The 23,516-nt window shown below is 74.5% G+C and carries 16 protein-coding genes; 4 read left to right on the top strand and 12 right to left on the bottom strand.

Annotated features, from left to right (window positions below):
- Positions 1–27: 27 nt before the first annotated feature.
- The 11 genes from bar to ABD284_RS09060 all read right to left on the bottom strand — a co-directional run bounded on the left by bar (position 28) and on the right by ABD284_RS09060 (position 16,372).
- Complete coding sequence (gene bar, locus ABD284_RS09010; protein ID WP_344142159.1) at positions 28–1,137, bottom strand: barbiturase; 1,110 nt, start codon at positions 1,135–1,137, stop codon at positions 28–30.
- A gap of 49 nt (positions 1,138–1,186) precedes the next feature.
- Positions 1,187–2,128 (bottom strand): carbamate kinase, encoded by a 942-nt coding sequence (locus ABD284_RS09015; RefSeq protein WP_344142160.1) that lies wholly within the window; start codon positions 2,126–2,128, stop codon positions 1,187–1,189.
- Positions 2,125–4,056 carry a hydantoinase B/oxoprolinase family protein gene (locus ABD284_RS09020; protein WP_344142161.1) on the bottom strand — a complete coding sequence of 644 codons (1,932 nt, stop codon included), beginning with the start codon at positions 4,054–4,056 and terminating at the stop codon, positions 2,125–2,127. Before ABD284_RS09020 ends, ABD284_RS09015 begins: the two co-directional genes overlap by 4 nt.
- Positions 4,053–6,185, bottom strand: coding sequence for a hydantoinase/oxoprolinase family protein (locus ABD284_RS09025; protein WP_344142162.1), 2,133 nt, complete (start codon positions 6,183–6,185; stop codon positions 4,053–4,055). Before ABD284_RS09025 ends, ABD284_RS09020 begins: the two co-directional genes overlap by 4 nt.
- Before the next feature lie 591 nt (positions 6,186–6,776).
- The gene (gene secA2 / locus ABD284_RS09030; RefSeq protein ID WP_344142163.1) at positions 6,777–9,089 is read right to left on the bottom strand and encodes an accessory Sec system translocase SecA2; all 2,313 of its coding nucleotides are present in this window, start codon (positions 9,087–9,089) and stop codon (positions 6,777–6,779) included.
- A gap of 151 nt (positions 9,090–9,240) precedes the next feature.
- The gene (locus ABD284_RS09035; protein ID WP_344142164.1) at positions 9,241–9,834 is read right to left on the bottom strand and encodes a GTP-binding protein; all 594 of its coding nucleotides are present in this window, start codon (positions 9,832–9,834) and stop codon (positions 9,241–9,243) included.
- Positions 9,835–10,194: 360 nt separating this feature from the next.
- On the bottom strand, positions 10,195–10,848 hold the full coding sequence (locus tag ABD284_RS09040) for an SRPBCC family protein (protein ID WP_344142165.1): 654 nt from the start codon (positions 10,846–10,848) through the stop codon (positions 10,195–10,197).
- Entirely contained in the window at positions 10,845–13,334 is a 2,490-nt protein-coding gene (cutA, locus tag ABD284_RS09045) for an aerobic carbon-monoxide dehydrogenase large subunit (RefSeq protein WP_344142166.1), read from the bottom strand. The genes ABD284_RS09040 and cutA overlap by 4 nt, the downstream gene beginning before the upstream one ends.
- On the bottom strand, positions 13,331–13,915 hold the full coding sequence (locus ABD284_RS09050; protein ID WP_344142168.1) for a (2Fe-2S)-binding protein: 585 nt from the start codon (positions 13,913–13,915) through the stop codon (positions 13,331–13,333). Before ABD284_RS09050 ends, cutA begins: the two co-directional genes overlap by 4 nt.
- Entirely contained in the window at positions 13,912–14,823 is a 912-nt protein-coding gene (locus tag ABD284_RS09055) for an FAD binding domain-containing protein (protein ID WP_344142170.1), read from the bottom strand. The genes ABD284_RS09050 and ABD284_RS09055 overlap by 4 nt, the downstream gene beginning before the upstream one ends.
- Positions 14,824–14,887: 64 nt before the next feature.
- Positions 14,888–16,372, bottom strand: coding sequence for a uracil-xanthine permease family protein (locus tag ABD284_RS09060; protein WP_344142171.1), 1,485 nt, complete (start codon positions 16,370–16,372; stop codon positions 14,888–14,890).
- 469 nt (positions 16,373–16,841) lie between these two features.
- On the opposite strand from ABD284_RS09060, the gene ABD284_RS09065 reads away from it, so the two are divergent.
- Positions 16,842–17,582: a lytic polysaccharide monooxygenase auxiliary activity family 9 protein gene (locus ABD284_RS09065; RefSeq protein ID WP_344142173.1), complete on the top strand. Its 741-nt coding sequence runs from the start codon at positions 16,842–16,844 to the stop codon at positions 17,580–17,582.
- A 63-nt stretch (positions 17,583–17,645) separates the two neighbouring features.
- On the opposite strand, the gene ABD284_RS09070 is transcribed toward ABD284_RS09065, so the two are convergent.
- Positions 17,646–19,265: a PucR family transcriptional regulator gene (locus ABD284_RS09070; RefSeq protein WP_344142174.1), complete on the bottom strand. Its 1,620-nt coding sequence runs from the start codon at positions 19,263–19,265 to the stop codon at positions 17,646–17,648.
- A gap of 381 nt (positions 19,266–19,646) precedes the next feature.
- Between ABD284_RS09070 and ABD284_RS09075 the strand changes: the two genes are divergently transcribed.
- The 3 genes from ABD284_RS09075 to ABD284_RS09085 all read left to right on the top strand — a co-directional run bounded on the left by ABD284_RS09075 (position 19,647) and on the right by ABD284_RS09085 (position 23,429).
- Positions 19,647–20,408 (top strand): oxamate carbamoyltransferase subunit AllH family protein, encoded by a 762-nt coding sequence (locus ABD284_RS09075; RefSeq protein WP_344142175.1) that lies wholly within the window; start codon positions 19,647–19,649, stop codon positions 20,406–20,408.
- Positions 20,405–21,901, top strand: coding sequence for an AllF/FdrA family protein (locus ABD284_RS09080; protein WP_344142176.1), 1,497 nt, complete (start codon positions 20,405–20,407; stop codon positions 21,899–21,901). The genes ABD284_RS09075 and ABD284_RS09080 overlap by 4 nt, the downstream gene beginning before the upstream one ends.
- Before the next feature lie 91 nt (positions 21,902–21,992).
- The gene (locus tag ABD284_RS09085) at positions 21,993–23,429 is read left to right on the top strand and encodes a YlbE family protein (RefSeq protein ID WP_344142177.1); all 1,437 of its coding nucleotides are present in this window, start codon (positions 21,993–21,995) and stop codon (positions 23,427–23,429) included.
- Positions 23,430–23,516 lie beyond the last annotated feature (87 nt).

A 23,516-nucleotide genomic window follows, 5' to 3' on the forward strand; every position in this document is an offset into this window, starting at 1 on the left:
CGCGACCGGAATTCGGTGTCGGAAACATCACGCTCCGAGATCGGCGATTGCCGCCGCGGTGCCTCCTCCCGACGGGCCCTGGTGGACCGCCGCGACCGAGACGAACACCGCGGGGTCGCCGGTCACCGCGGCGGCCACCCCGCCCACGGTGGCCTTGATCTGCCGGTGCCAGTGCACGTCGGAGTCGTCCAGCATGATGTTGCGCCGCCCGCGCACCCGACCGGAGGGATCGGCCTCGCACTTGAGGAACACGTTGACCAGCCGGTCACCCAGGTCGTCGGGGTGGGGGCGCTCGGGCAGGTCGATCCCCGCCGAGCGGACGGCCGACCAGATCCCGTCGGCGTCCAGTGCGTCGCGCATGACACCGTGGCCGGCGCGGTACCGGCCGCCCACGCCGCGTGCGTTGCCGACCACCACGATCTGGGCGCGGTCCAGCTCCACGCCCGAGGAACACGAGGCGACCGAGGAGTACAGCCCCAGGTCGGCGTGGATCTGCTCGGCCGCGGGCTCGTCGATCTCGCCCAGCGCGGTCGCGATGCCCAGCGCGGTGGTGGAGTTGGAGATGTCCATGGACTTCAGCGTGTCCTGGGTGACCACGTCGTGGCCGCGCGCCTTCGCGTCGTTGATGGTCTCCAGCACCAGCAGCGGCGTCTTGGTCTGCACGTAGTGCACGTCGGCCGGGTCGGCGACCCCGGCCTCGTCCATCGCCGTGCGGACACCCGCGGCGACCTTGCGCACCATGGCCGGGCGGCCGATGTCCTCGGGCAGGATCTCCTCGCTCATCGCGATCCCCACGACCAGCCGCGGCTCGTCGGTGGGCGCGTAGCGCCCCTCGGGCGCGCGGGCGAAGACGGTGGCGTGCGGGGAGAGCACGCCGTCGGTCCCGCCCGACCACACCAGCGGGATGCGCCGCACCTCCTCCTCGGCCCGCGAGCCCTTGCCCACGAGTACCTCGCGAAACGCCCGGTCGGCCAGGATGCGGGTGTAGTCGTTGACGCCGCCGTTGCCCTCGGTCTTGCCGATCACGGCCAGGACGTCGTCGGCGCGCACGACGCCGTCGTCGATCAGCCGGGCAAGCCCGGACGCGTCGGTGACGCTCTCGATCGCCACCTTGTGCACCTCGATGGGCGTGGGCATCTGGGTCCACCTCTCGTCTGCGGTTCTCACTGCTGATCAGGACGGCGGGTCATGGTTCGACGACGGTACCCGCCTGCCCGGCCGATCCGGCGGCGACACCGTCGAGTCCGGTGATGACGGCGCGCCGCCCGCCCGACTCCACGAACCGCACGGCCGCCTCGACCTTGGGCCCCATGCTGCCTTCGGCGAAGTGCCCGGCGGCGAGGTACCCGCGCAGCTCGGCGGCTGAGATGCGGCCGATGGGGCGCTCGCGGTCGGTACCGTAGTCCAGCACCGCGCAGGCCACGTCGGTGGCGACGACCAGCGTGTCCGCCGACAGCACGCAGGCCAGCAGCGCGGCCGTGCGGTCCTTGTCCAGCACCGCCTGCACTCCGTGCAGCGTCCCCGAGGGGTCGCGGACCACCGGAACTCCCCCGCCGCCGGCCGCGACCGGCACGACGCCGGCCTCCAGCAGCGCCCGCACGGCCGGGGCGTCGAGGATCTCGCAGGGCTGGGGCGAGGGCACCACGCGGCGCCATCCGCGCGCGCCGAAGTCGGCCCAGTCCTGGCCGAGCGCGGCGAAGCGGGCCGCTTCAGGCGCGGGCAGGTAGCGGCCCACCGGCTTGGCCGGGCGGTCGAAGGCGGGGTCGGCGGGGTCGACCAGGGTCCGGGTGACCACGGCGCTGACCGGCCGGGGCCGCCCGCGTCGGGCCAGCGCCGACTCCAGGGCGTCGGCGATGGTGAAGCCGATCGTCGCCTGGGTCTGGGCGCCGCACCAGTCCAGGGTCACCGGCGGCACCACGTCGGCGGCGAGCTCGTTCTTCACCAGCAGGTTGCCGACCTGGGGGCCGTTGCCGTGGGTCAGCACCACCTCGGTACCGCCGGCGACGAGGTCGGCGACGTGCTCCATGGCCGCGGTAAGGGCGCTGCGCTGGTCGTCGGGGCGGGCGCTGCCGTCGGGTCCCGTCATGGCGTTGCCGCCCAAGGCGACCACGACTCGGGAAAGGCTCACAGGCGATCGACCTCCGCGCTCTTTGCGCCGCCGGACAGCAGGGCGTATCCGGGGCCGCGGTCGAAGAAGGGGGCGTCGCCCGGCCGCGCGCTGCGCAGCCCGGCGCGCACCCGCTCCACCTCGGCCGGGTCGGCGCGGGGCGCGTCGTCAGGGCCGGTCACCGGCACGCCGTAGTCCTCGCGGGCGGCTCTGCGCGAGACCTTGCCGCAGCGCACGTCGGCCACGACCGCCTCGACACCGCGCTCCAGCGGGTCGCCCCAGCCCCCGCCGCCGGTGGTACGGATGCGCACCACCTCGCCGGCGCGCACCGGCTCGGCCTCCACCAGCCCGCCGGGCTCGCGCTCGCGGGGGCCGCCGGGGTCGATCGTCACCTGGAAGGGCGCCCCGGCGCGGCCGCCCTTGACACCCCAGCAGGACAGGATGGAGCGGTCCGCGATGGACATGAACGACGCGTCGCGCAGCATCCGGATGTGCTTCTCATAGCCCAGGCCGCCCCGGTAGCGGCCCGCCCCTCCGGAGTCGACGGCCAGGCCGAGCCGTTCGACGATGAACGGGAACCGCGACTCGGTGAACTCGGTGGGCAGGTTGCGGGAGTCGGGCACCACGTGGATGGTGTCCTCGCCGTCGGCGTAGTGGCGCCCGCCCGAGCCGCCGCCCAGGACCTCGCGCATCAGGTAGGGGCGGCCGTCGGCGCCGGTGCCGAAGACTCCGGTGTAGCGGATGGTCTCCTGGTCGGCCGGCATGTAGCCGTCCACGGCCTTGGCCAGGACGCCGGCGAGCACGCCCAGCAGGCGCAGGATGACGAACGTGCGCGCGTTGGTCGGTGCGGGGAAGACAGGGGTCAGCAGGGTGCCCTTCTCGGGGAAGCGCATCTCGATGAGCGGCACCACGCCCTCGTTGACGTCCAGCTCGGCCATCCGCTCCGGGGTCTCGGCCAGGTTGCGCAGGACGGGCGCGAGCCACTTCTTCAGAAAGTTGCCGTCGGCGTAGTCGCCGCAGTGGTTGATCGGCCCCCGGGCCTGCGGCGACGTGCCGGCGAAGTCGATGATCAGCCGGTCCGGCACCTTGGTCAGGGTGATGCGCTGCCGGTGCAGGCGGGGTTCGTCGACGCCGTCGTGCTCGGCGTAGTCCTCCCACACGTAGGTGCCGTCGGGGATCTTGGCGAGGATCTCCCGCCGGTAGGTCTCGGTCGTGGCGTCCAGCACGGCGTCGAAGCACCGCTCGACGGCCGCGCGGCCGTAGCGGGCGAACAGGTCGGCGAGCCGGCGCGCCCCCATCAGGCAGGCCGAGCACTCGGCGTCGAGGTCGGCGGCCAGCGAGTCCGGCATCCGGGAGTTGCGCACCATGATGCGCAGCGCGGCGCGGTTGGGCACGCCCTGGTCCCACAGCTTGATCGGCGGGACCATCAGGCCCTCCTCGAACACCGAGGTGGCGTTGGGCGGCATGGAGCCGGGGCAGGCGCCGCCGATGTCGTCGTGGTGGCCGAAGGCCTGCACGAACGCCACCACCTCGGGACCCGCCCCGTCGTCGTGGAAGACCGGCACCGTGACGCACAGGTCGGGCAGGTGCCCGATCCCGCCTTCGGACTCGTAGACGTCGTTGTGGAAGAACACGTCGCCGGGGCGCATGGTCTCGGGCGGGAAGTCGCGCGCGACCGGGTGCACCAGCGCGGAGTAGGAGCGGCCGGTGAGCTTGCGCAGCCGCCGGTCGTGGATGCCCACCCGGAAGTCGTGGGCGTCGCGGATCATGGGCGAGCGCGAGGTGCGCGCGATCGCCGTCTCGACCTCCATCTCCACCGACGCGAGGGTGCCCTCGACGATCTCCGCCAGCACGGGGTCGGCAGGCGGGCGGCCGTCCGCCGCGGGGGCGGTGCCTACGGCGCGCGGCGCCTCCTGCGGCGGCGCGGGGCGGGCAGGGTCGCGGTTCAACGCTGGACCTCCTCGGCTGCGGGTGCGGGCTCGGCGGTGACGGCGATGCCGCCGTCGGGGTGCACGCGCGCGGTGAAGCCGGGATGCAGCGGCAGGGTCGACGCGTACTCCTCGATCACCGCGGGCCCGCGCACGGTGCTGCCCGGCGCGAGCGCGTCGCGAAGGTACACGGGGGTGCCGCGGTGTACGGCGCCGTCGAAGCACACGTCCCGCACGCCGGTCCGCGCGTCGCGCGCCCCGCCGGGGCCGGCGAGGCCGCGCGGTTCGGGTCGGCGGATGCGGCCGATGCCGGTGACCCGCAGGTTCACCCACTCGACCTGCTGCTCGGGGTTGTCGCGCAGGTCGTAGCCGTAGAGGTCGCGGTGGGCGGCGTGGAACGCGTCGGCGACGGCGTCGGCCGCGGCGGCGTCCAGCGGGTCGGCGGGGACGGGCACGCGCACCTCGTAGGCCTGGCCGAAGTAGCGCAGGTCGGCGCTGCGCTCCAGGCGCAAGCCGCCGACGCCGCCGGGGCCGCCTTCGCCGGCGAACCCCTCGGCCCGCAGGACCTCGGCGGCCTCGCCGGCCAACTCGGCGAAGACGGCCTCGGCCGCGCCCGGGTCGAGGTCGGCGTGGCGGGCCACGCGGGTGCGCACGTAGTCGTTGCGCACGTCCACGCTCAGCAGCCCGAACGCCGAGACGTTGGCGGGGTCGGGCGGCACGAACGCGCCCGCCGGGCCCAGGATGTCGAGCAGCGGGCACAGCAGCAGCGAGCCCGAGCCGCCGAAGGCCACCAGGTGGAAGTCGCGCACGTCCAGGCCGCGCTGGACGGTGACCTGGCGCAGCGCGTTGGCCTGGTTCCATGCGGAGATGCGCAGGATGCCCTCGGCCGTCTCCGCGGCGTCCATGCCGAGCTTGTCCCCCAGCGCCGCCACGGCGGCCTCCGCAGCGGCGACGTCCAGGGGCATCTCGCCGCCCAGCAGGTGCGGGGGGATGCGGCCGAGGGCGGCGTGGGCGTCGGTGACGGTGGGTTCGGCGCCGCCCCTGCCGTAGCAGGCCGGGCCGGGCTCGGCCCCCGCCGAGGCGGGGCCGACCTTGAGCGCGCCCTCCGGGGAGATCCGGGCGATGGAACCGCCTCCGGCGCCGACGGTCACGACGTCGATCATCGGAATCTTGGAGGGGTAGCGGCCCACGGAGCCCTCCGTGGTCAGCCCCGGCTCGCCGTCGAGCACGACCGACACGTCGGTCGAGGTTCCGCCGCCGTCCAGGGTGAGGACGCGGTCGTAGCCGGCGCGCCCGGCCAGCAGCGCGGCGCCGAGCGCGCCGGCCGCCGGCCCCGACATCACCGTGCTGATGGGCTGGTGGACGACCTCGTCGGCCGAGAGCACGCCGCCGTTGGACTTCATCACCAGAAACGGGGGCCGTTCGCCGCCGGGCCCGGCGCCGGCCTCGGCCAGGCGCGCGCCGATGCCGCGGATGTAGCGGGTGACGCCGGGCTTGACGGCGGCGTCGACCAGGGTGGTCATGGAGCGCTCGTACTCGCGGTACTCGCGCAGCACGTCGGAGCTGATGGACACGGTCGCGCCGGGGTGCTCGGCGCGCAGGACCTCGCGCAGCCGCCGCTCGTGGGAGGGATCGGCGTAGGAGTGCAGCAGGCAGACGCCGATGGTGTCGACGCCGCGGTCGCGGAACCAGCGGGCGGCAGCGGCGGCCTGGCCCTCGTCGAGCGGGCGGATCTCGGCGCCGGTGTGGTCGAGCCGGCCGCCGACGGTGCGCACCAGGTCGGCGGGCACGATCCGGTCGGGCTTGACCCAGAAGTAGGAGTTGCCGTAGCCGTCGGGCACGGCCTGGCGGGCGATCTCCAGGATGAACTCGTAGCCCTCGGTGGTGATGAACCCGAGAGGGCCGGTTCTGCCCTCGAGCAGCAGGTTGGTGGCGACGGTGGTGCCGTGGCACAGCGCGCTGACCGCGGTCGGGGGCCCGAGCAGGTCCAGCACCTTGGCGACGCCGTTCATGAACCCGGCGGAGGGGTCGGCGGGAGTGGAGGGGGTCTTGGTCGCCAGCAGTTCGCCGGTGTCTTCGTCGAGGGCGACGACGTCGGTGAACGTGCCGCCCGTGTCGATGCCGATGCGGACCCTGCGCTGCCCTGCCATTCACCCGCCCCTGCGTGTCGGCCGACTCGCCGCGGCCGCCGCGGACGCGGGCCGCACTAGGGATTCAAACGGTCCGCGGCGATCGGTGAATCGGCAAGACCTGCCAACACCGGGACGGGACGTTGGTGACGCGGGGAGCCGGGACCGGCGCGGCCGGTGTCCCCCATCCAGCCGGACTCGCCGTTGCCGGCGACGGCCGGCTCCCAGCGGGTGGGGTGGGGGCCGCCCACGCAGGCCTGGCCGTCGCGATTGCACGTGAACCGGCTCGGGTCGGTGTCCATGTACCCGACGATCGTGTCCGGGTCCGGTTGGAAGGCGGCCTTCCCCGACCGACACGTACACCGGAGCGCCCACGACGTTGTTGCACCGCCGCTTGCCGCCGCTGTACCAAGTGCCCTGCCGCGGAAGCGTTCGTCCTCCCGATGCGCATGCCCCTCGAATCGGAAGGCTGCGGTCCTGTCCGGCGGCGTGCGGGCACCGGGCGACTGCGCACCGGAGCCTAGAGCTGCGGGGTTCGGCGGCGTTTCCGGGGTCCGGGCCGCGCCCCGGCGCCGCCGTGTGCGGGCGCCGGGGCGGTGGGTCCGTGTCGCCTCAGGCGGTCTCGCCGGCGCCGGCGAGCTTGCCGCGGAAGCGGCCGACCACGGTCTCCAGCGCAGAGGAGAACGGGTGGTCGTGGACCATGTAGGTCCAGGTCATGGTCGGACGCTTGACGCCGACCTCGGCGACGTCGATCGTGCCGTTCTCGTCGACCTCGGTCTCGGCGAAGGTCTCGGCCGCGCGGGCGCGGGCCTCGTCCAAAAAGCCCTTGAACGCGGGGACGGCGTCGGCGTTGAACTCGTCCAGCGGGTCGCGCCGGCCCAGGAAGCGCAGGTGGATGCCCTCGCGCAGCTCGGCCAGGTACGCGTTGTGGTCGGTCCAGCCCCGGTCGAGGTGGTACAGGGTGATGAGCCGGGCGGCCCGGGCGGTCTCCTCGGCGCCGGCCTCCTCGACCAGCTCGGCGTGGTGGGCCGGGCAGTCGACGCGGAGCTGGCGGTCGCCCAGGTCGTCGGCCAGCACCGCCTCGCGGTGCTCCAGCACGACGCTGCGCTGCACGTCGATCAGCTTGTTGTAGCGCCAGGTGTTGCGGTGCACCTCCAGCAGCTTGCCCTCGGAGACCCGCTGGGCGTGGTCGACCATGCGCAGCCAGCTGTCGTCGGTGATCGCGCCGTCGCCCTGGGCCTCGTATCCGCGGGTCTCGGGGGCGTTGTTGGCCACCAGGTCGTCCTCGACGGAGACGAAGTAGACCGAGGCGCCGGGGTCGCCCTGGCGCCCGGCGCGCCCGCGCAGCTGGTCGTCGAGGCGGCTGCTGGGGTAGCGGCCGTAGCCCATCACGTACAGGCCGCCCTGCTCGACCACCCGGTCGCGGTCGGCCATGTCGCTGCCGCCCAGCCGGATGTCGGTGCCGCGCCCGGCCATCTGGGTGGAGACGGTGATGGCGCCGTAGGTGCCGGCCTCGGCGATGACGGCGGCCTCGTCGGCGTCGTTCTTGGCGTTGAGGACGACGCACTCCAGACCGTCGCCGGTCAGGCGCTTGGCCAGCAGCTCGGACTCGGCGACGTCCTGCGTGCCGACGAGGACGGGCCGGCCGGTGGCGTGCACCTCGGCGATCTCCTCGGCGAGGGCGTCCTCCTTCTCCTCGCGCGTGGCGTAGAGCCGGGTGCCCTCGTCCTCGCGGATGCAGGGCTTGTTGGGCGGGATGACCGCGACCTCGAGCTCGTAGAACTCCCGGAGCTGCTCGGCGACCGCCATGGCGGTGCCGGTCATGCCGCAGCGGGTCGGGTAGCGCAGCACGAGCGACTGCACGGTGAGGGAGTCCAGGACCTCTCCGGTGTCGGAGACGTCAACCTTCTCCTTGGCCTCGACCGCGGCCTGCAGGCCGTCGGGCCAGCGCTGCAGCAGCGCGATCCGCCCGCGCGACTCGTTGATCAGCCGCACCTCGCCGTCGCGGACGACGTAGTGCACGTCGCGCTGCAGCAGCGCGTGGGCGTGCAGGGCGAGGTTGACGCGCGGCAGGACGGAGGTGTCGTCCTCGTCGTAGAGGTCGACGCCGCCGAGCTCCTGCTCGCACTTGTCGATGCCGGCGTCGGTGAGCTGGACGTTGCGGCCCTCGGGGTCGATCTCGTAGTCGACGCCGGGGGTCAGGCGGCGAACGAGCTCGGCCATCTCGGCGTCGGCGCCGGCGGTCTCGGCCGCGCCCGCCAGCACCAGCGGCACGCGCGCCTCGTCGACCAGGACGGAGTCGGCCTCGTCGATGATGGCGATGTCGGGCGCGGGCACCACGCGCTCGTCGAGGTCGGTGACCATGCGGTCGCGCAGCACGTCGAAGCCCAGCTCGCTGACCGACGCGTAGGTGACGTCGGCGGAGTAGGCGGCGCGGCGCTCCTCGCGGGTGGACTCCTCGCCGATCCAGGAGACGGCGACGCCCAGCATGTCGTACAGGGGCGCCATCCACTCGGCGTCGCGGCGGGCGAGGTAGTCGTTGACGCTGAGGACGTGCGCGCGCTGACCGCGCAGCGCGAAGCCGGCGGCCGCGAGGGCGCCCGAGAGGGTCTTGCCCTCGCCGGTGGCCATCTCGGCGATGTGGCCGTCCAGCAGCGCCATGACGCCGAGGAGCTGCACGTCGTAGGGGCGTTCGTCGAGCGTCCGGCGAGCCGCCTCGCGGCCGACCGCGCACAGCTCGACGAGGTCGTGCCGGTCGTAGGGGAGGTCGGCGTTGCCGAGGTCGGTCGCCTTCTCCGTCAGCTCGGCGTCGCTGAGCTCGCGGAGGTCGGGCTCGCGGGCCTCGATCGATTCCAGAAGCTTCGTATAGGGGCGCAGGTCCACCGCTCCGGGCTTGCCCAGAAGTCGGCGGACGCTATCAGCCATTCGTCCGAACACCACGCAAGGGTAACGCCCACAGACCCCTCGTGGTTCCCTGCGGCGCCATTCACACGGGGCGGATTCGCGTCCGCGGCGCTCGGAGGGCCCGGCACACAGGGGCTTTCGCACGGCCGAACGCCTTCGCGGGCCTGCGCGCTCAGCGCACGAGCTGGCCCCGCTGCCCGTTGCGCTGCGCGGCCTCCATGGCGATGCCGTGCCGCACCAGCGCGGCCAGGACCTCGACCACCGAGTTCTTCTCGCGGGCGTCGCAGCGCACGATGGGGACCTCGGGGCTGAGGTCGAGCGCGTCGCGCAGGTCCTCCGTCGAGTGACCGGGGTCGCCGTCGAACGAGTTCAGCGCGACGAGGAAGGGCAGCCGGTACTGCTTCTCGAAGTAGTCGAGGGCCTGGAAGGAGTCCTCCAGGCGTCTGGTGTCGACCAGGACGATCGCGCCCAGGGCGCCGCGCACCAGGTCGTCCCACATGAACCAGAACCGCTGCTGGCCGGGCGTACCGAAGAGGTACAGGGTCAGGTCGGTCTCCAGCGAGATGCGGCCGAAGTCCATGGCCACCGTCGTGCTGGTCTTGTCGGGGGTGTGGGAGAGGTCGTCGATCCCCGCGCTGGCGGCCGTGACCGCCGCCTCCGTGCGCACGGGCGGGATCTCCGAGACGGCGCCGATGAAGGTCGTCTTCCCCACGCCGAAACCGCCGGCGACGATGATCTTCGTAGAGAGTTTCGGTGCTTCACTCACGTGGATCTCGGCTCCCTCGCGACGCTGGGGCAAAGCAGGATGTTCGTAGCGGAAGGCGTCAGACGATGCGAGAACGCCTGCGACTACGGAGATTGCGGCTCCTGGCGGTGGCTCTCGGACACCACGCAGTGAACCTAGCACCGCCCGGCGGCGTCCGGTGACCACTCGACTACGGCAGCAGGTCACGAGATTGCGACAACGTGCCGCAAAAGGCCCGAACGCCCTGTCGGCGGGGCGTTCCGCGCCCGGGAGCCCATGATCACGGACGTGCGCCGCCCGCGCTGCGGCCCGGCGCCGGAGCTCCCCGGCGCAGCACGGGTGACGCACGCAATACCCGCGGCACGCCCGGTGCCGCGGGGGTCACCGGGCCCGGCGCCCCGCCCATGCGCCCACGGCCACGCCCGCAAGCGCGGCCGCGGCGCCGAAGAGGGCGCCCCGCATGAACGCCGCGGCACCGTCGCCGCCCGTCGCGGCCGGGGCCGCCGCCGGCGCGGGAGCGGCGCCGGGCACGGGAGCGGCGTCGGGTGCGGGCGCCGGGGTATCCGCCTCGGGCGCGGATGCGGAGGCCGCCGGGCGGCCCGCGACCTCGTCGTCCAGCCGGCCCAGGAACTCCCCCGCCATCCTCTTGGCCACGCCGGCGAGCATGCGCTGCCCGACACCGCCGACCATGCCGCCCACCACGGCGTCGGCGTCGTAGGAGAGCTCGGTGCGCCCGTCGCCCAGGTCCGCCAGGCGCACCCCGATCTCGGCGGTGACCGTTCCAGGTGCGCCCGAGCCCTGGGCGCGCATCGTCAGCGACTCCGCCGGCCGCAGGTCGCACAGCCGCACGCCGCCCTGGAAGGTCCCCTTGATCGAGCCGACTCCGGCGCTGACCGTGCCCCGGTACTCGTCGGGGCCGACGCGCTCCAGGCTCTCGCAGCCGGGGATCGCCCGGGCGAGCGCCTCGGGGTCGAGCATGCGGTCCCAGACCCGCTGCGCGGGTGCCTGCAGTGTGGCGCTGCCGGAGATCTTCAACGGGGCTCCCTCGCGGACGGGACGGACGGGTCGGGGTCGACGGATCCGGCGGACGGCGGGCGAGCGGGGACCGGGGGCACCCGCGGGTCTCCGGCGGCGTGGCGGCGGCGCAGCTCGAACAGATCCGGCGGGGAGATCGGCATGCGGTCGATGCGGAATCCCTCGGCGTCCTCCACGGCCGCGGCGAGCGCCGCCGAGGCGGGGATGACCCCGGCCTCGCCGGCCCCTTTGACGCCCAGCGGGTTGAGCGGGCTGGGTGTCTGCATATGCGCGATCTCCACGGTCGGGACCTCGCTGGCGTAGGGCATCAGAAAGTCCATCAGCGAGGCGTTGAGCAGCTGGCCGTCGGAGTCGTAGGCCATGCGCTCGTACAGCGCGCCGGCGACGCCCTGGGCGACACCGCCGTGGACCTGCCCCTCGACGATGCGCGGGTTGATCAGGTTGCCGCAGTCGTGGACGACGCAGTAGCGCAGGATGCGGATCTCGGCGGTGTCGGGGTCGGTCTCGACGACGGCCGCGTGCGCGCCGTTGGCGAAGGTGCAGCGCAGCGGCGAGTGGTAGTCGGTGCCCTCCAGGCCCGGCGCGTCGCCTTCGGCCACCGGCGGCCGGTCGGGGTCGCCGGCGCCGCTGAACTGGGTTGCCGCGGCGGAGGCGGCGTCGAAGGCGTAGCGCAGCGGGTTGGACAGCACCGCGACGGTGCCCAGCTCGACGCCGTGCGCGGGGCTGCCCTTGACCTGGATCCGCCCTTGGGAGAACTCCAGGTCGCCGGTGTCGGCCTCCAGCGCGTCGGCGGCGATGCGCAGCGCCTTCTCCTTGAGTCGGCGGGCCGCCAGCGCCACCGCGCTGCCGCTGGTCACGGCGCCGCGCGAAGCGAAGGTGCCGACCGAATAGCCCATGCGCCGGGTGTCGCCGGTGGTGACCTCGACATCGGACAGGGGCACGTCCAGCTCGTCGGCGACGACCTGGGCGAGCATCGTGCCGTGGCCCTGGCCCTGACTGGTCAGGCCGGTGGCCACGCGCACCTTGCCGCTGGTCTCGACCTGGACGTGGCCGCCCTCGTAGGGGCCGGGACCGGTGCCCTCGACGTAGCAGGCCACGCCGATGCCCACACGCCGGCCCGCCTCGCGGGCCCGCTCGCGGTACTCGGCGAATCCGGGCCAGTCCACCAGCTCGCCGATCATCTCCAGCATCCGCGGGTAGTCGCCGGAGTCGTAGATCAGCGGGCGGCCGTCCTGGAACAGCAGGCCCTGGTCGTAGGGCATCTCGGCGGGTGTGATCACGTTGGCCGCGCGCACCGCCAGCCGGTCCAGGCCCAGGTGGTCGGCGATCGCGTCCATGGTGCGCTCCATCGCGAAGACCCCCTGGGGGCGGCCGGCGCCGCGGTAGGGGGTCACGATGGCGGTGCTGGTGTAGAGGCTGCGGAACTCCACGCGGTAGGCGCCGGGCTTGTAGGGGCCGAGCAGCTGGGTGGAGGTCACGATGGGCACGATGACGCCGTAGGGCAGATAGGCGCCGTTGTCGTGCTGGATGTCGACGTCCAGCCCGAGCAGCCGACCGCTGTCGTCGAATCCGACCCGCACCCGCTGGCGCTGCGCGCGCTCGTGCGCCGCCGCGACGAAGTGCTCCCGGCGGTCCTCGACCCACTTGACCTCGCGGCCCAGCCGACGGGCGGCCCAGGGGACCATGACCTCCTCGGGCCAGGGGTGCACGATCTTGACGCCGAACCCGCCGCCGACGTCGGGCACCACCACCTCGACCTGGCCCAGCGCCAGCTCCAGTTTGGCGGCCACGGCGGCGCGTACGCCGGTGGCGGTCTGGGTGGAGCTGTAGACGCGCAGGCGGCCGTCGTCGCTGCCTGTGGAGCCGGTCGGGGGCTCCCAGCGGGCATAGACGCCGCGGCCCTCCAGGGGGGTGGCGGCGGAGCGCTCGATGTCCAGGTCCAGTTCCAGGGTGTTGGGCGCCGCGCTGACGGCGGCGCGGGCGTCGCCGACCTCCTGGACCAGGTGGGCGGCGACGTTGTCGGCCATGCCCTCGTGCACGGTGCGCTCCGCGGTCGCGGCGGCCTCGATGCCGACCACCGCACCGCCGACCTCGTAGTCGACGCGGATGCGGGCGGCGGCGTCCTCTGCGGCGTAGCGGTCGTGCGCTACGACCATGGCGACGGCTTCGCCGACGTGGTGGACGTACTCGCGGGCCAGCGGGTAGGGGGTGCGGCCGTCGACGATCGAGGGGTGCGGGATCAGCAGCGGCAGCGGTTCGGCCATCGGGCCGGTGAGGTCCTCGTAGGTGTAGACGGCGATGAGGCCGTCGACGTCGACCGCGTCGGCGGCGTCCACGTCGAGGATGCGGGCGTCGGCGTGCGGGCTGCGCACGAACGCGGCGGCGCACGCGCCCGCGCCCAGGTCGTCCAGGAACGCGCCGCGGCCGGCGACCAGGCGCTCGTCCTCGCTGCGCTGGACGGGCGCGCCGAACATGCGGGTGCTCACGGGCGGCCTCCCTCCTTCGGGGATGCGGCGGAGTGCGGGCCGTCCGCCGCACCGGCCCGCCCGGCGGGGCGGCGCGCCTCGGGAGCGCCGGAGGCGCCGTGCTCGCGGGTGATCTCGGCGGTGCGCAGCACGGCGGCGACGATGTTCTGGTAACCGGTGCAGCGGCACAGGTTGCCGGTGACGGCCTCGCGGGCGTCGTCCTCGCCGGGGTCGGGGTTGTCCCGCACATACGCGGCGACCAGGGTGAGGAAGCCCGGGGTGCAGAACCCGCACTGCAGCGCGTGGCACTCGGAGAAGGCGCGCTGAACGGGGTGCGGGGTGCCGTCGGGCGCCGCCAGCCCCTCGACGGTGGTGATGTCGTGCCGGGCGGCGCTGACGGCCAGCATCAGGCAGGAGCGCGCCGGCTGCCCGTCGACGAGGACGGTGCAGGCGCCGCAGACACCGTGCTCGCAGCCGACGTGGGTGCCGGTGAGCCCCAGCTCGTGGCGCAGGCAGTCCGACAGCAGGCGGCGGGCGGGTACCCGGGCGCTGTAGCGGACCCCGTTGACGTGCAGCCGGATGTCGTGCTGTTCCTCGGTCATCGGATCGCTCCGGTGTCGGCGGCGGGGGCGGCTGTGGTGTCGGCGGAAGCCGCGGCGGCGGCCGCCCGGGCCAGGGCGCGCCCGGTGAGGATCCGCGCGAGGTGGCGGCGGTAGTCGGCGCTTGCGTGGATGTCGTCCTCGGGGTCGGAGCGCTCGGCGGCCGCGGCGGCGGCCTCATCCAGCTCGCCGGGCAGCGCCCGGGTACCCGACAGCCGAGGCGTCAGGTCGACCAGGAGGGGCACGGGCGCCGCTGAGACCAGGCAGCATCGGGCGGCGGTGACGCGCCCGTCGGGGTCCAGGGTGAGCGCCGCGGCCGCACCGCAGAGGGCGTAGTCGCCGTGGCGCCGCGCGATCTCGACGAACGCGGTGCCGGTGCCGGGCGCGGGCCGGGGGAACCGGGCCGCAACGGCGATCTCGCCGGGCGCCAGGGCGGTCTCCATCGGGCCGGTCGTGAACTCGGCGGCGGGCACCGTGCGCGCTCCGGCGGGGCCGCGAAGCTCGACCGCGCCGTCCATGAGGGCCAGCACGGCGGGCATCTCCCCGGCGGGGTCGGCGTGGACGATGCTGCCCACGGTGGTGCCCCGGTTGCGGATCACCGGGTGGGCGACCAACCGCAGCCCCTGCCGGAGCAGCGGCACCGCCGCGGCCGCGGCGGTGTCGGCCTCCAGTTGCGAATGGCGCACCAGCGCGCCGACCCGCACGCCGTCGGCGCCCGTGCCGATCCCGCCCAGCCCGGCGACGCCGTTGATGTCGACGACGACCCGCGGCTGGGCCAGGCGCATGTTCAGCAGCGGTATGAGGCTCTGCCCGCCGGCCAGGACCTTGCCCTGCTCGCCCGCCTCCGCCAGCAGGCCGACGGCCTCGTCCAGCTCGGTGGGCGCGTGGTAGGCGAACGGCGGTGGCTTCACGGCACTCCTTTCGCGGCGGGCCCGCAGCCTGCGGCGGGCTTCGGGCGGGCGGCGGCACGCGGGGTCAGGCGCCGGCGCCCGACCCGTCACGCCCTTCCTTCCCGGTCTCACCGCCTCCAGTGCTGCCGGACTCCGCGTCCTCCCCGGACACCGCGTCGACGCCGCTGCCCAGGACGACACCGGCACCGGAGTCGGGCTTGCGCACACCGGCGTCGCCGTCGGGTGCGGGCCGCATGCTCTGCGGCGCCAAGCGGTGGAGCAGGTGGTAGCCGGCGAGGATGATGATCGTGCCCAGGGCGATGCCCTCCAGCGCGAAGCCCTCGGTGATGCGCAGGCTGACCCCGCCGATTCCGGCGATCAGCCCGGCCGCCAGGGGGACCAGCACGATCGGGTTGCCGAAGTCGACCCGGTTCTCCACCCAGATCTTCGCGCCGAGCAGGCCGATCATGCCGTAGAGGACCACGGTGATGCCGCCGAGCACGCCGGCGGGGGTGGCGGCGACCAGTTCGCCGAACTTGGGGCAGAGCCCGAAGAGCACGGCCACGATCGCGGCCACGTAGTAGGCGGCCGTGGAGTAGACGCGGGTGGCGGCCATGACGCCGATGTTCTCGGCGTAGGTCGTCGTGGGCGAGCCGCCGACCGCGCTCGCCAGGCTGGTGGCCAGGCCGTCGGCGAAGATCGCACGGCCCATGTAGGGGTTGAGGTCGTCGCCGGTCATCTCCTGGACGGCCTTGACGTGGCCCGCGTTCTCGGCGATCAGCGCGATGACGGCGGGCAGCGCCACGAGCACGGCGGAGGCCTGGAAGGCGGGCGCGTGGAAGTCGGGCAGGCCGATCCAGGCGGCCTCGCCGACGGCGGAGAGGTCGACGCGCGGCGCGGCGCCCCCGCCCTGGCCCTCGGGCAGCGCTGCGGCGCCCAGCACCAGGTCGAACAGCCACGAGAGCACGAAGCCGAAGACCAGGCCGAGCAGAATGGTGATGCGGCCGAGGAAGCCGCGCAGCAGCACGGTCGCCAGGATGACGAACGCCATGGTGAGCAGCCCGACCCACTGGTCGAAGGGCCAGTAGTTCTCGGCCACCACCGGCGCGAGGTTGAAGCCGATCAGCATCACGACGGCGCCGGTGACCGCGGGCGGGAACGCGGCGAGCACGGCTCGGGGGCCGAGCAGGTGGATGGCGATGCCCGACAGGGCCAGTACCAGGCCGGCGACCATGATCGCGCCGGTGAGCAGGGCGGGGTTGGCGCCGCCGGGAGAGATCGCGGCCGCGGCGGCCACGAACGAGGCGCTGGTGCCCAGGTAGCTCGGTACCCGGCCCTGGACGATGAGCAGGAAGAGGATGGTGGCCAGACCCGACATCATGATGGCGAGGTTGGGGTCCAGGCCCATGATGACGGGGAAGACGAAGGTCGCGCCGAACATGGCGACGACGTGCTGGGCGCCCAGTCCCGTGGTGCGCCCCCACGACAGGCGCTCCTGGGGGCGGACCACCTCTCCGGGAGGCGGTGCGCTGCCGTCGCCGTAGAGCTTCCACCGCAAGCCGAGGTTCACTGGGGGGCCTCCAGGTGTGACGTGTCCGTTGCGGCCGGGGCGCGGGGCGCGCCTGATGCGGGGCACGCGCTCGGTTCGGCGGGTCACCGCTACGTGATCCAGTTCACTTCCGGGCAACCTTAGGTCCCGGCCGGGGCGGCGGCACTGGCGATTTCTGCCAAAGCACCGCCCGGTCGTTGGCGCGGCGGCACCCCGGATCCGACTCCGGCCGCATGTGCTCCCACAGTCCGGCACAGGAGTGTGACGGCGCCGTCGCCGCCCGGTTGCGCAGCGGTAACCGATACCGGCGCGGCGCAGGGGCCAAGCGCGCGGACCGCCGGGGCGCCGGCTTCCGCGGGCCGAGCGCGAACACCGTGCGCGCCCTCTTGATGGCCGAGCGTGCCGGGTTTACGATACGGGTCCGCGTGATACGGGCCCGACGGGTCGAGGCCGCATCCTCCGCCCTACTGTCGAACCGCTTCGAGGACTCATGTCTGCGCAATCCCCCTCGCCCGCGCGCCCGCCGCGCCCCTCGTCCCCGGTCCGCACCGCCCTGCGGCGGACCCTGGTCATCGGCGCCGTCGTCCCGCTCGCGCTGACCACCCTGTTCACCGGCAGCGCCTTCGCCCACGGCTCGACCGTCGATCCCGCCTCGCGCAACTACGGCTGCTGGGAGCGCTGGGGCGACGACTTCCAGAACCCCGACATGGCCACCGAGGACCCCATGTGCTGGCAGGCCTGGCAGGCCGACAGCACCGCGATGTGGAACTGGAACGGCCTCTACCGCGAGAACGTCGGCGGAGACCACCGGGGCGCCATCCCCGACGGCCAGCTCTGCAGCGCCGGGCGCACCGGCGGCGACCGCTACGCCGCGCTGGACGAGCCCGGCCCATGGCACACCACCCCGGTGCAGAACGACTTCACCGTCACGGTGCACGACCAGGCTCTGCACGGCGCCGACTACATCCGCGTCTTCGTCACCGAGCAGGGATTCGACCCCACCACCCAGCGGCCGGCCTGGGACGACCTCGAACTGCTCGCCGACACCGGAACCATTCCGCCGGGCGAGGGCTCGCCCTCCGACGGGGAGTCCCTCAACGGTGTCTCGATCGACATCGACGTCAGCGCACCCGGCCGCACCGGCCACCACATCGTGTACATGATCTGGCAGGCCAGCCACTACGACCAGGTGTTCTACGCCTGCAGCGACGTCTCCTTCCCCCAGGCCTGATCCGCGCCCCGGGCGCCCCGCCCGCCGAGCCGCACCGGCGGGCGGGCGGGGCGCCCGGCCGCGTCAGCCGCGGAGGTCGCGCATCCGGACGGCGCGCAGCGCGACCATGAGGTTCAGGCGCAGGTGGGGGTCGGTGCTGAAGGGGCCGAGCATGCGTTCGAGCTTGCCGATGCGGTAGCGCAGGGTGTTGTAGTGAAAGTGCAGCAGCCGCGCGGTCTCGGCGACGTTGAGGTTGTTGTCCAGCAGGGTCTCAAGCGTGGTGCGCAGGTCGTCCTGCTCGGGCGATCCTGTTCGCGCCAGCTCCCCCAGGACCTCCTCGGTGAACGAGCGCAGCTCGGCCGTGTCGGGGATCTGGCTGAGCAGGCGGTAGACCCCCAGGTCGTCGAACTCGGCCACCGCACCCGGTCCGCTCAGCCGCCGTCCGACCCGCGCGGCCTGGCGGGCCTGGTCGTAGGCGTGGGGCAGGTCCGCGGGGCGCTCGGCCACCCGGCTAATCCCGGTGGCGAAGGGCCGCCGCCCCCCTCCCCCGTCGCCGGCGACCTGGGCGATCGCCTGGCGGACGTGGCGGCCCGGTCCGGCGCCCCCGCCGTCGGCGCCCATCAGCACCACGACCTCCTGGCTGTAGCCCACCACCGCCGCTCCCGGGTCGCGTTCGCGCACGACCATGCTCCAGGCCGCGGCGAACCGCTCGTGAGCCGGCCGCAGTTCGCCCGCCGCCGGCACCGGCGAGCCCGCCTCGCCGTCCAGCTCGGCCACCACGACCACCAGCGGCCGGTCGATGTCCCAGCCCAGGCTCGCGCAGTGGCTGCTCACGTGCTCGTCGCCGCCGGCGCGCCCGGCCAGCAGGTCACGCAGGAAGTCGCCCCGGTACTTGCCCTCGACCGCCGCCACCGCCAGGTCGCGGGTGATGACCAGAGCCGCGGTGGCCGCCGCGCGCTCCAGCAGGTGCACATCGGCGGGCTCGGCGCTGCGCCCGCGGGTGATCAGTACGACGCGGCCGTGGTCGAGGCTGCCCGCCAGCACCGGCACCTGCACCACGCGCGGTTCCTCGTCGTCGAGCGCGCGTGCGCCGTGCTTGAAGTCCTCCACCCGGAACCGGCCTCCGTGGGTGTCGAAGTACGCCGGGTCGGCGAGCAGTGCCTCGTCCATCCCCGACCGGGCCAGCACGCGGCCGTCGGGCGTGGTGACCATGACGCCGCCGTCGAGCAGATCCGGCAGCTTCCGCGTGATCGCCGCCAGCCCTCCCCCGGCGAGGATGACGTCGACCAGTACCCGGTGCACCTCCTCGGCGCGAGCCAGCGTGGCGGCCTGGCGGTTGAGGATGTCGGTGAGCAGTTGGTTGAGGACGTCGTCGAAGGCCACCGCACCGCTCAGCCGCAGCAGCGGCAGTCCCAGCGCGTCGGCGGTGCGAAGCACCTCGTCGGGCAGGGTGTCGACGTAGCGGCCGAGCTTGATGGCCACCGCGGCCAGCCCGCGCCCGTCCAGCTCGCGCACGAGCCCCGCCAGGTCGCCCGCGCTGCGCAGCGGGTAGCCGGTGGTCAGCAGCAGCTCGTTGGGCTTGACCCAGGGCAGGATGTCGGGGACCTCCATGACGTTGAGCCGCTGGATCACCCGGTCCAGACCGCTCGCGCCCGCCAGCACCTCGGTTCCGGCCAGGCTCGACAGGCTGAGCGCGTCGGCCACGGAGAGCCCCCGTGCCAACGTGCTCGCCGTGTGGACCGGGTCGGCGCTAGGCAGATCCTGTCCAGCTCGGGTCCCATCGTTGGCAACGTTTTCCATGGGTCGACGATAGCCCCCGCCCGTAGCGTCGGCTTGCGGGTCCGCTGGATACGGGCCGTGCGGCGGCGTGAAGGGAGGGGTGCCATGGCAGCCGGGCCGCCGTTCGCGGTGGCGGCGCCGGGCACCGGCCCGCCGGGCCCGGGCGAGGGCGCGCGGGCGGACGGTGCGCGCGAGACGCCCGGGCCCGAACACGCCCGCTCCGCGGGGCGCGCGTGGCCCGCCGCGGCATCCTCCGCGCTTTATGACATTGTGAGCGGCCCATTTCGGCCGTCGCGAATACTGGGCGTGTCACGTCTGGCGGTCTACCTTGAAATCGAGGACCCGCACGAGGCGACGGTGATCGCTCTCCTGGCACGAGACGCCGTCCGGTTGCCCAACGGGCTGGTCCTCGTCGACACGCAGAGCGTGGGGCCGTTCGCCGACGTCGCCGAGGCGACGTCGGTCCGCATCGGTCGATGCTCCGCGGTGTTCGACGGCCCCACCGGCCCGCGTACCGTCCGCGCGGGCCGGTGGTGGCGTCCTCCCCTGCCGCGCACCGCACGCCCCGACCGCCTGGCCGCGGCCGCCGCGGAACTCGACCGTGCTCTGCGCGGCGCAGCAGGCGGCCTGCCCGCCGCGGCCGCCGACCCGCTCGACGCCGACCTCGCACGCCCCGACGCGGCCGAGGAGGCCTGCAGGCGCCTGGTCGGCCTCGGCCCCGGACTCACCCCCAGCGGCGACGACCTGCTCTGCGGTTACCTGCTCGCGGCCCGCCACCTGGGCGCGCCGGCCGCCGCGGACGCCCTCGCCGCCGCGGTGCGGCGCGCGGCGCCGGCTACCACCGCGCTCTCAGCCGACCTGCTGCGCCACGCGGCCGCCGGCCGGGCCTGCCCGCAGGCGGTCGGCGTACTCGACGCCCTCTCCGGCCGCGCCCCGCTGGCCCCCGCTCTGCGAGCGCTGCGCGGCATCGGCCACACCTCCGGCACGGACCTGGCGCTGGGCCTTTCGGCCGGTGCCCGCGCGGCGCTGCGCAGCGCCGGTACCCACGACACAGGGAGCAGTCCATGACCACGGAACCGGCGACCGCGGTGCGCGTCGAGGTGCGCAAGGGCGCCTACCGCGACTCGGTGGCTTTGATGCGCGTCACCCGCGAGGTGGCGGCCGCGCCCGGGGTGGAGTCGGCGCTGGTGGCCATGGCCACCGACCTCAACCTGGGCATCCTCGCCGACATGGGCGCCGACGCGCCGGAGGGCGCCGGGCCCGACGACCTGCTGATCGCGGTGCGCGCGGCCGACGAGGAGGCGCTGGCCGGTGCACTGACCGCAGCCGAAACCGAGCTCGCGGCGATGTCGGCGGGCGGTCGCGGGGCCGGGGCGGGCGAGCCGTCCGATGAGCCGCCGCGCACGCTGCGCACCGCGGCCCGGCGCGCCGCCGCCGACGGGAACCCGGCCACGATCGCGCTGGTGTCGGTGCCCGGCCGCTACGCCGCTGCCGAGGCCTTCGACGCGCTGGAGTCCGGGCTGGACGTGATGGTCTTCAGCGACAACGTGCCCGTCGAACAGGAGGTGGCGCTCAAGCGCACCGCCGAGGGGCTGGACCGGCTGGTGATGGGGCCCGACTGCGGCACCGCGGTGGTGAACGGAGCCGGCCTCGGCTTCGCCAACGCGGTGCGGCCGGGACCGGTGGGCGTCGTCGCCGCATCGGGCACCGGTGCGCAGCAGGTGATGTGCCTGCTGGACGCGGCCGGGACGGGTATCAGCCACTGCCTGGGCGTGGGCGGGCGGGACCTGTCCGCGGAGGTCGGCGGGATCTCCACCCGCCGCGCGCTGCGGATGCTCGACGAGGACCCCGCCACCGAGCGGATCGTCCTGGTCTCCAAGCCTCCCGCACCCGGAGCCGCCGAGGAGGTGCACCGGCTGGCCGCCGGGTTGGCGACGCCGGTGCACACGGTGCTCGTGGGCACCGGCGACTCCGACATCGCCGCGGCGGTCGCCGAGGTCGCCGCCGCGGCAGGAGGCGAGCCGCCGCACTGGCCGCGGTGGCTGCCGGACAGCGCACCCCCGCGCCGCGAGGGCGCGCTGCGCGGGCTCTTCTGCGGGGGCACGCTCGCCCAGGAGGCCGCCGCCGTCGCCGCCCGCACCCTCGGCCCGGTCGCCTTCGCCGCCGGCCCCGCCGAGGCGCGGGCGCCCGGGCACCTGGTGGTCGACTTCGGCGAGGACGCCTTCACCCTCGACCGCCCTCATCCGATGATCGACCCGGCCCTGCGCACCGAGCGCTTCGCCGCGGAGCTCGCCGACCCGGGCACCGCCGCTGTGCTGGCCGACGTCGTGCTGGGCCACGGCGCCCACCCGGACCCGGCGGCGGGCCTGGCCGCGGCGCTGGAGGCGGCCGGGCCGCGGCGCCCGCACGTCGTGGTGTCGCTCTGCGGCGCCGAGGCGGACGTGCAGGGCACTGCGGGGCAGGCCGAGCGGCTGCGCCGGGCCGGCGCCGAGGTGCACCTGGCCAACTCCGCCGCCGCGCGCCGCGCGGCCGCGCTCGCCTCCGGCGCGGAGCCCGCCTGATGGCCGGCCGCGCCGTACCGCCGCCGGCGCCCGGGGGAACCGACAACGGCAGCGCCCGACCCGGGTGGCGCCTCGCGAAGGGCAGGATGCGATGAGCACGTCCCGACTCCTCACCGACGACCCCGTCGTGGTCGCCTCCGGCGCGCGGCTGCTGTCGGAGGCGCTGGCCGCCCAGGCCGTGCCGGTCGCCGACACCGGGTTCCGCCCGCCGATGGCCGGGGCCGAGGGCGACACTGCGGCGGACCTCGCGCGTGTCATGGCCGACCCGCGCCGCGCCGCCGCCAACGCCGAGGCCGTGCGCCGGCTCCTCGCGGTGCGCCCCCGCCTGGTGGACGTGCGTCCGGCGGGCGAGGCGCTGGGCCTGCGCCGCGGCTCGTTCCTGCACGCCGGACCGCCCGTCGGCTGGGAGCGCGCTTCGGGCCCGCTGCGCGGCGCGCTGATGGGCGCGGCGGTCTTCGAAGGGCTCGCCGAGAGCCCCGAACAGGCCGAGGCCGAGCTGCGGCGGGGCGGAGCCGACCTGGAGCCCTGCCACCACCGCGGCGCGGTGGGACCCATGGCCGGCGTGGTGAGCCCGTCGATGTGGGTCTTCGAGGTGGCCGACGCCGAGACCGGCCGCCGGTCGTGGTGCTCGCTCAACGAAGGGCTGGGCGCGGTACTGCGCTACGGCGCCTATGGCCCCGAGGTCGTCGAGCGGCTGCGCTGGATGTCGGAGGTGCTGGGCCCCCTGCTGCGCGACGCGGTGCGCGCACACGGTCCGCTCGACCTCGGCGCGGTCCTGGCCCAGATGCTGCAGATGGGCGACGAGGGCCACAACCGCAACCGCTCGGGCACCCTGATGCTGCTGCGCGCCCTGCTGCCCGACCTGCTGACGGTCGGCGCGCCGGCCTCCGACGTCGCCGCGGCGGCCGACTTCATCGGCGGCAACGACCACTTCTTCCTGAACCTGGCCATGCCCGCCGCCAAGCTCATGGCCGACGCCGCCCGCGGCGTCCCCGGCTCGACCGCCGTGGTGGCGATGGCGCGCAACGGCACCGATTTCGGCATCCAGGTCTCCGGCTGCGGCGACCGGTGGTTCACCGCGCCCGCGCTGACCCCCGAAGGCCTGTTCCTGGGCTCCTACGGGCCTGAGGACGCCAACCCCGACATCGGCGACTCCACCATCACCGAGACCTGCGGGCTGGGCGGGTTCGCCATGGCCGCGGCGCCGGCGATCGTGCGCTTCGTCGGCGGCGACGCCGGCTTCGCGCTGCGCACCACGCGCAGCATGTACGAGATCACGCTGGAGGAGAACCCCGCCTTCCAGCTGCCCATCCTGGACTTCCGCGGTGCGCCGACCGGAATCGACGTGACCCGGGTGGTGCGCTCGGGGATACTGCCGCAGATCAACACCGGTATGGCCGGGCGCGTGCCGGGCACCGGCCAGGTCGGGGCGGGCCTGGTGACCCCGCCCGCAGAGTGCTTCACCGCGGCCGTGGCGGCGCTGGCCTTGCAGGCGCCCGAACCGTCGGGGGCGCCGGCCGCCGGGTAGCCCGCCGGGCCGGGTGCTGCCCAGGGACGCGGCCTCGCCGGGGTTCCGCCGCGACCGCGCGGAGGGCCTACCATTGAGCTGATCCCA

The sequence above is a fragment of the Streptomonospora arabica genome (assembly GCF_039531585.1).
Lineage (GTDB): Bacteria > Actinomycetota > Actinomycetes > Streptosporangiales > Streptosporangiaceae > Streptomonospora > Streptomonospora halophila.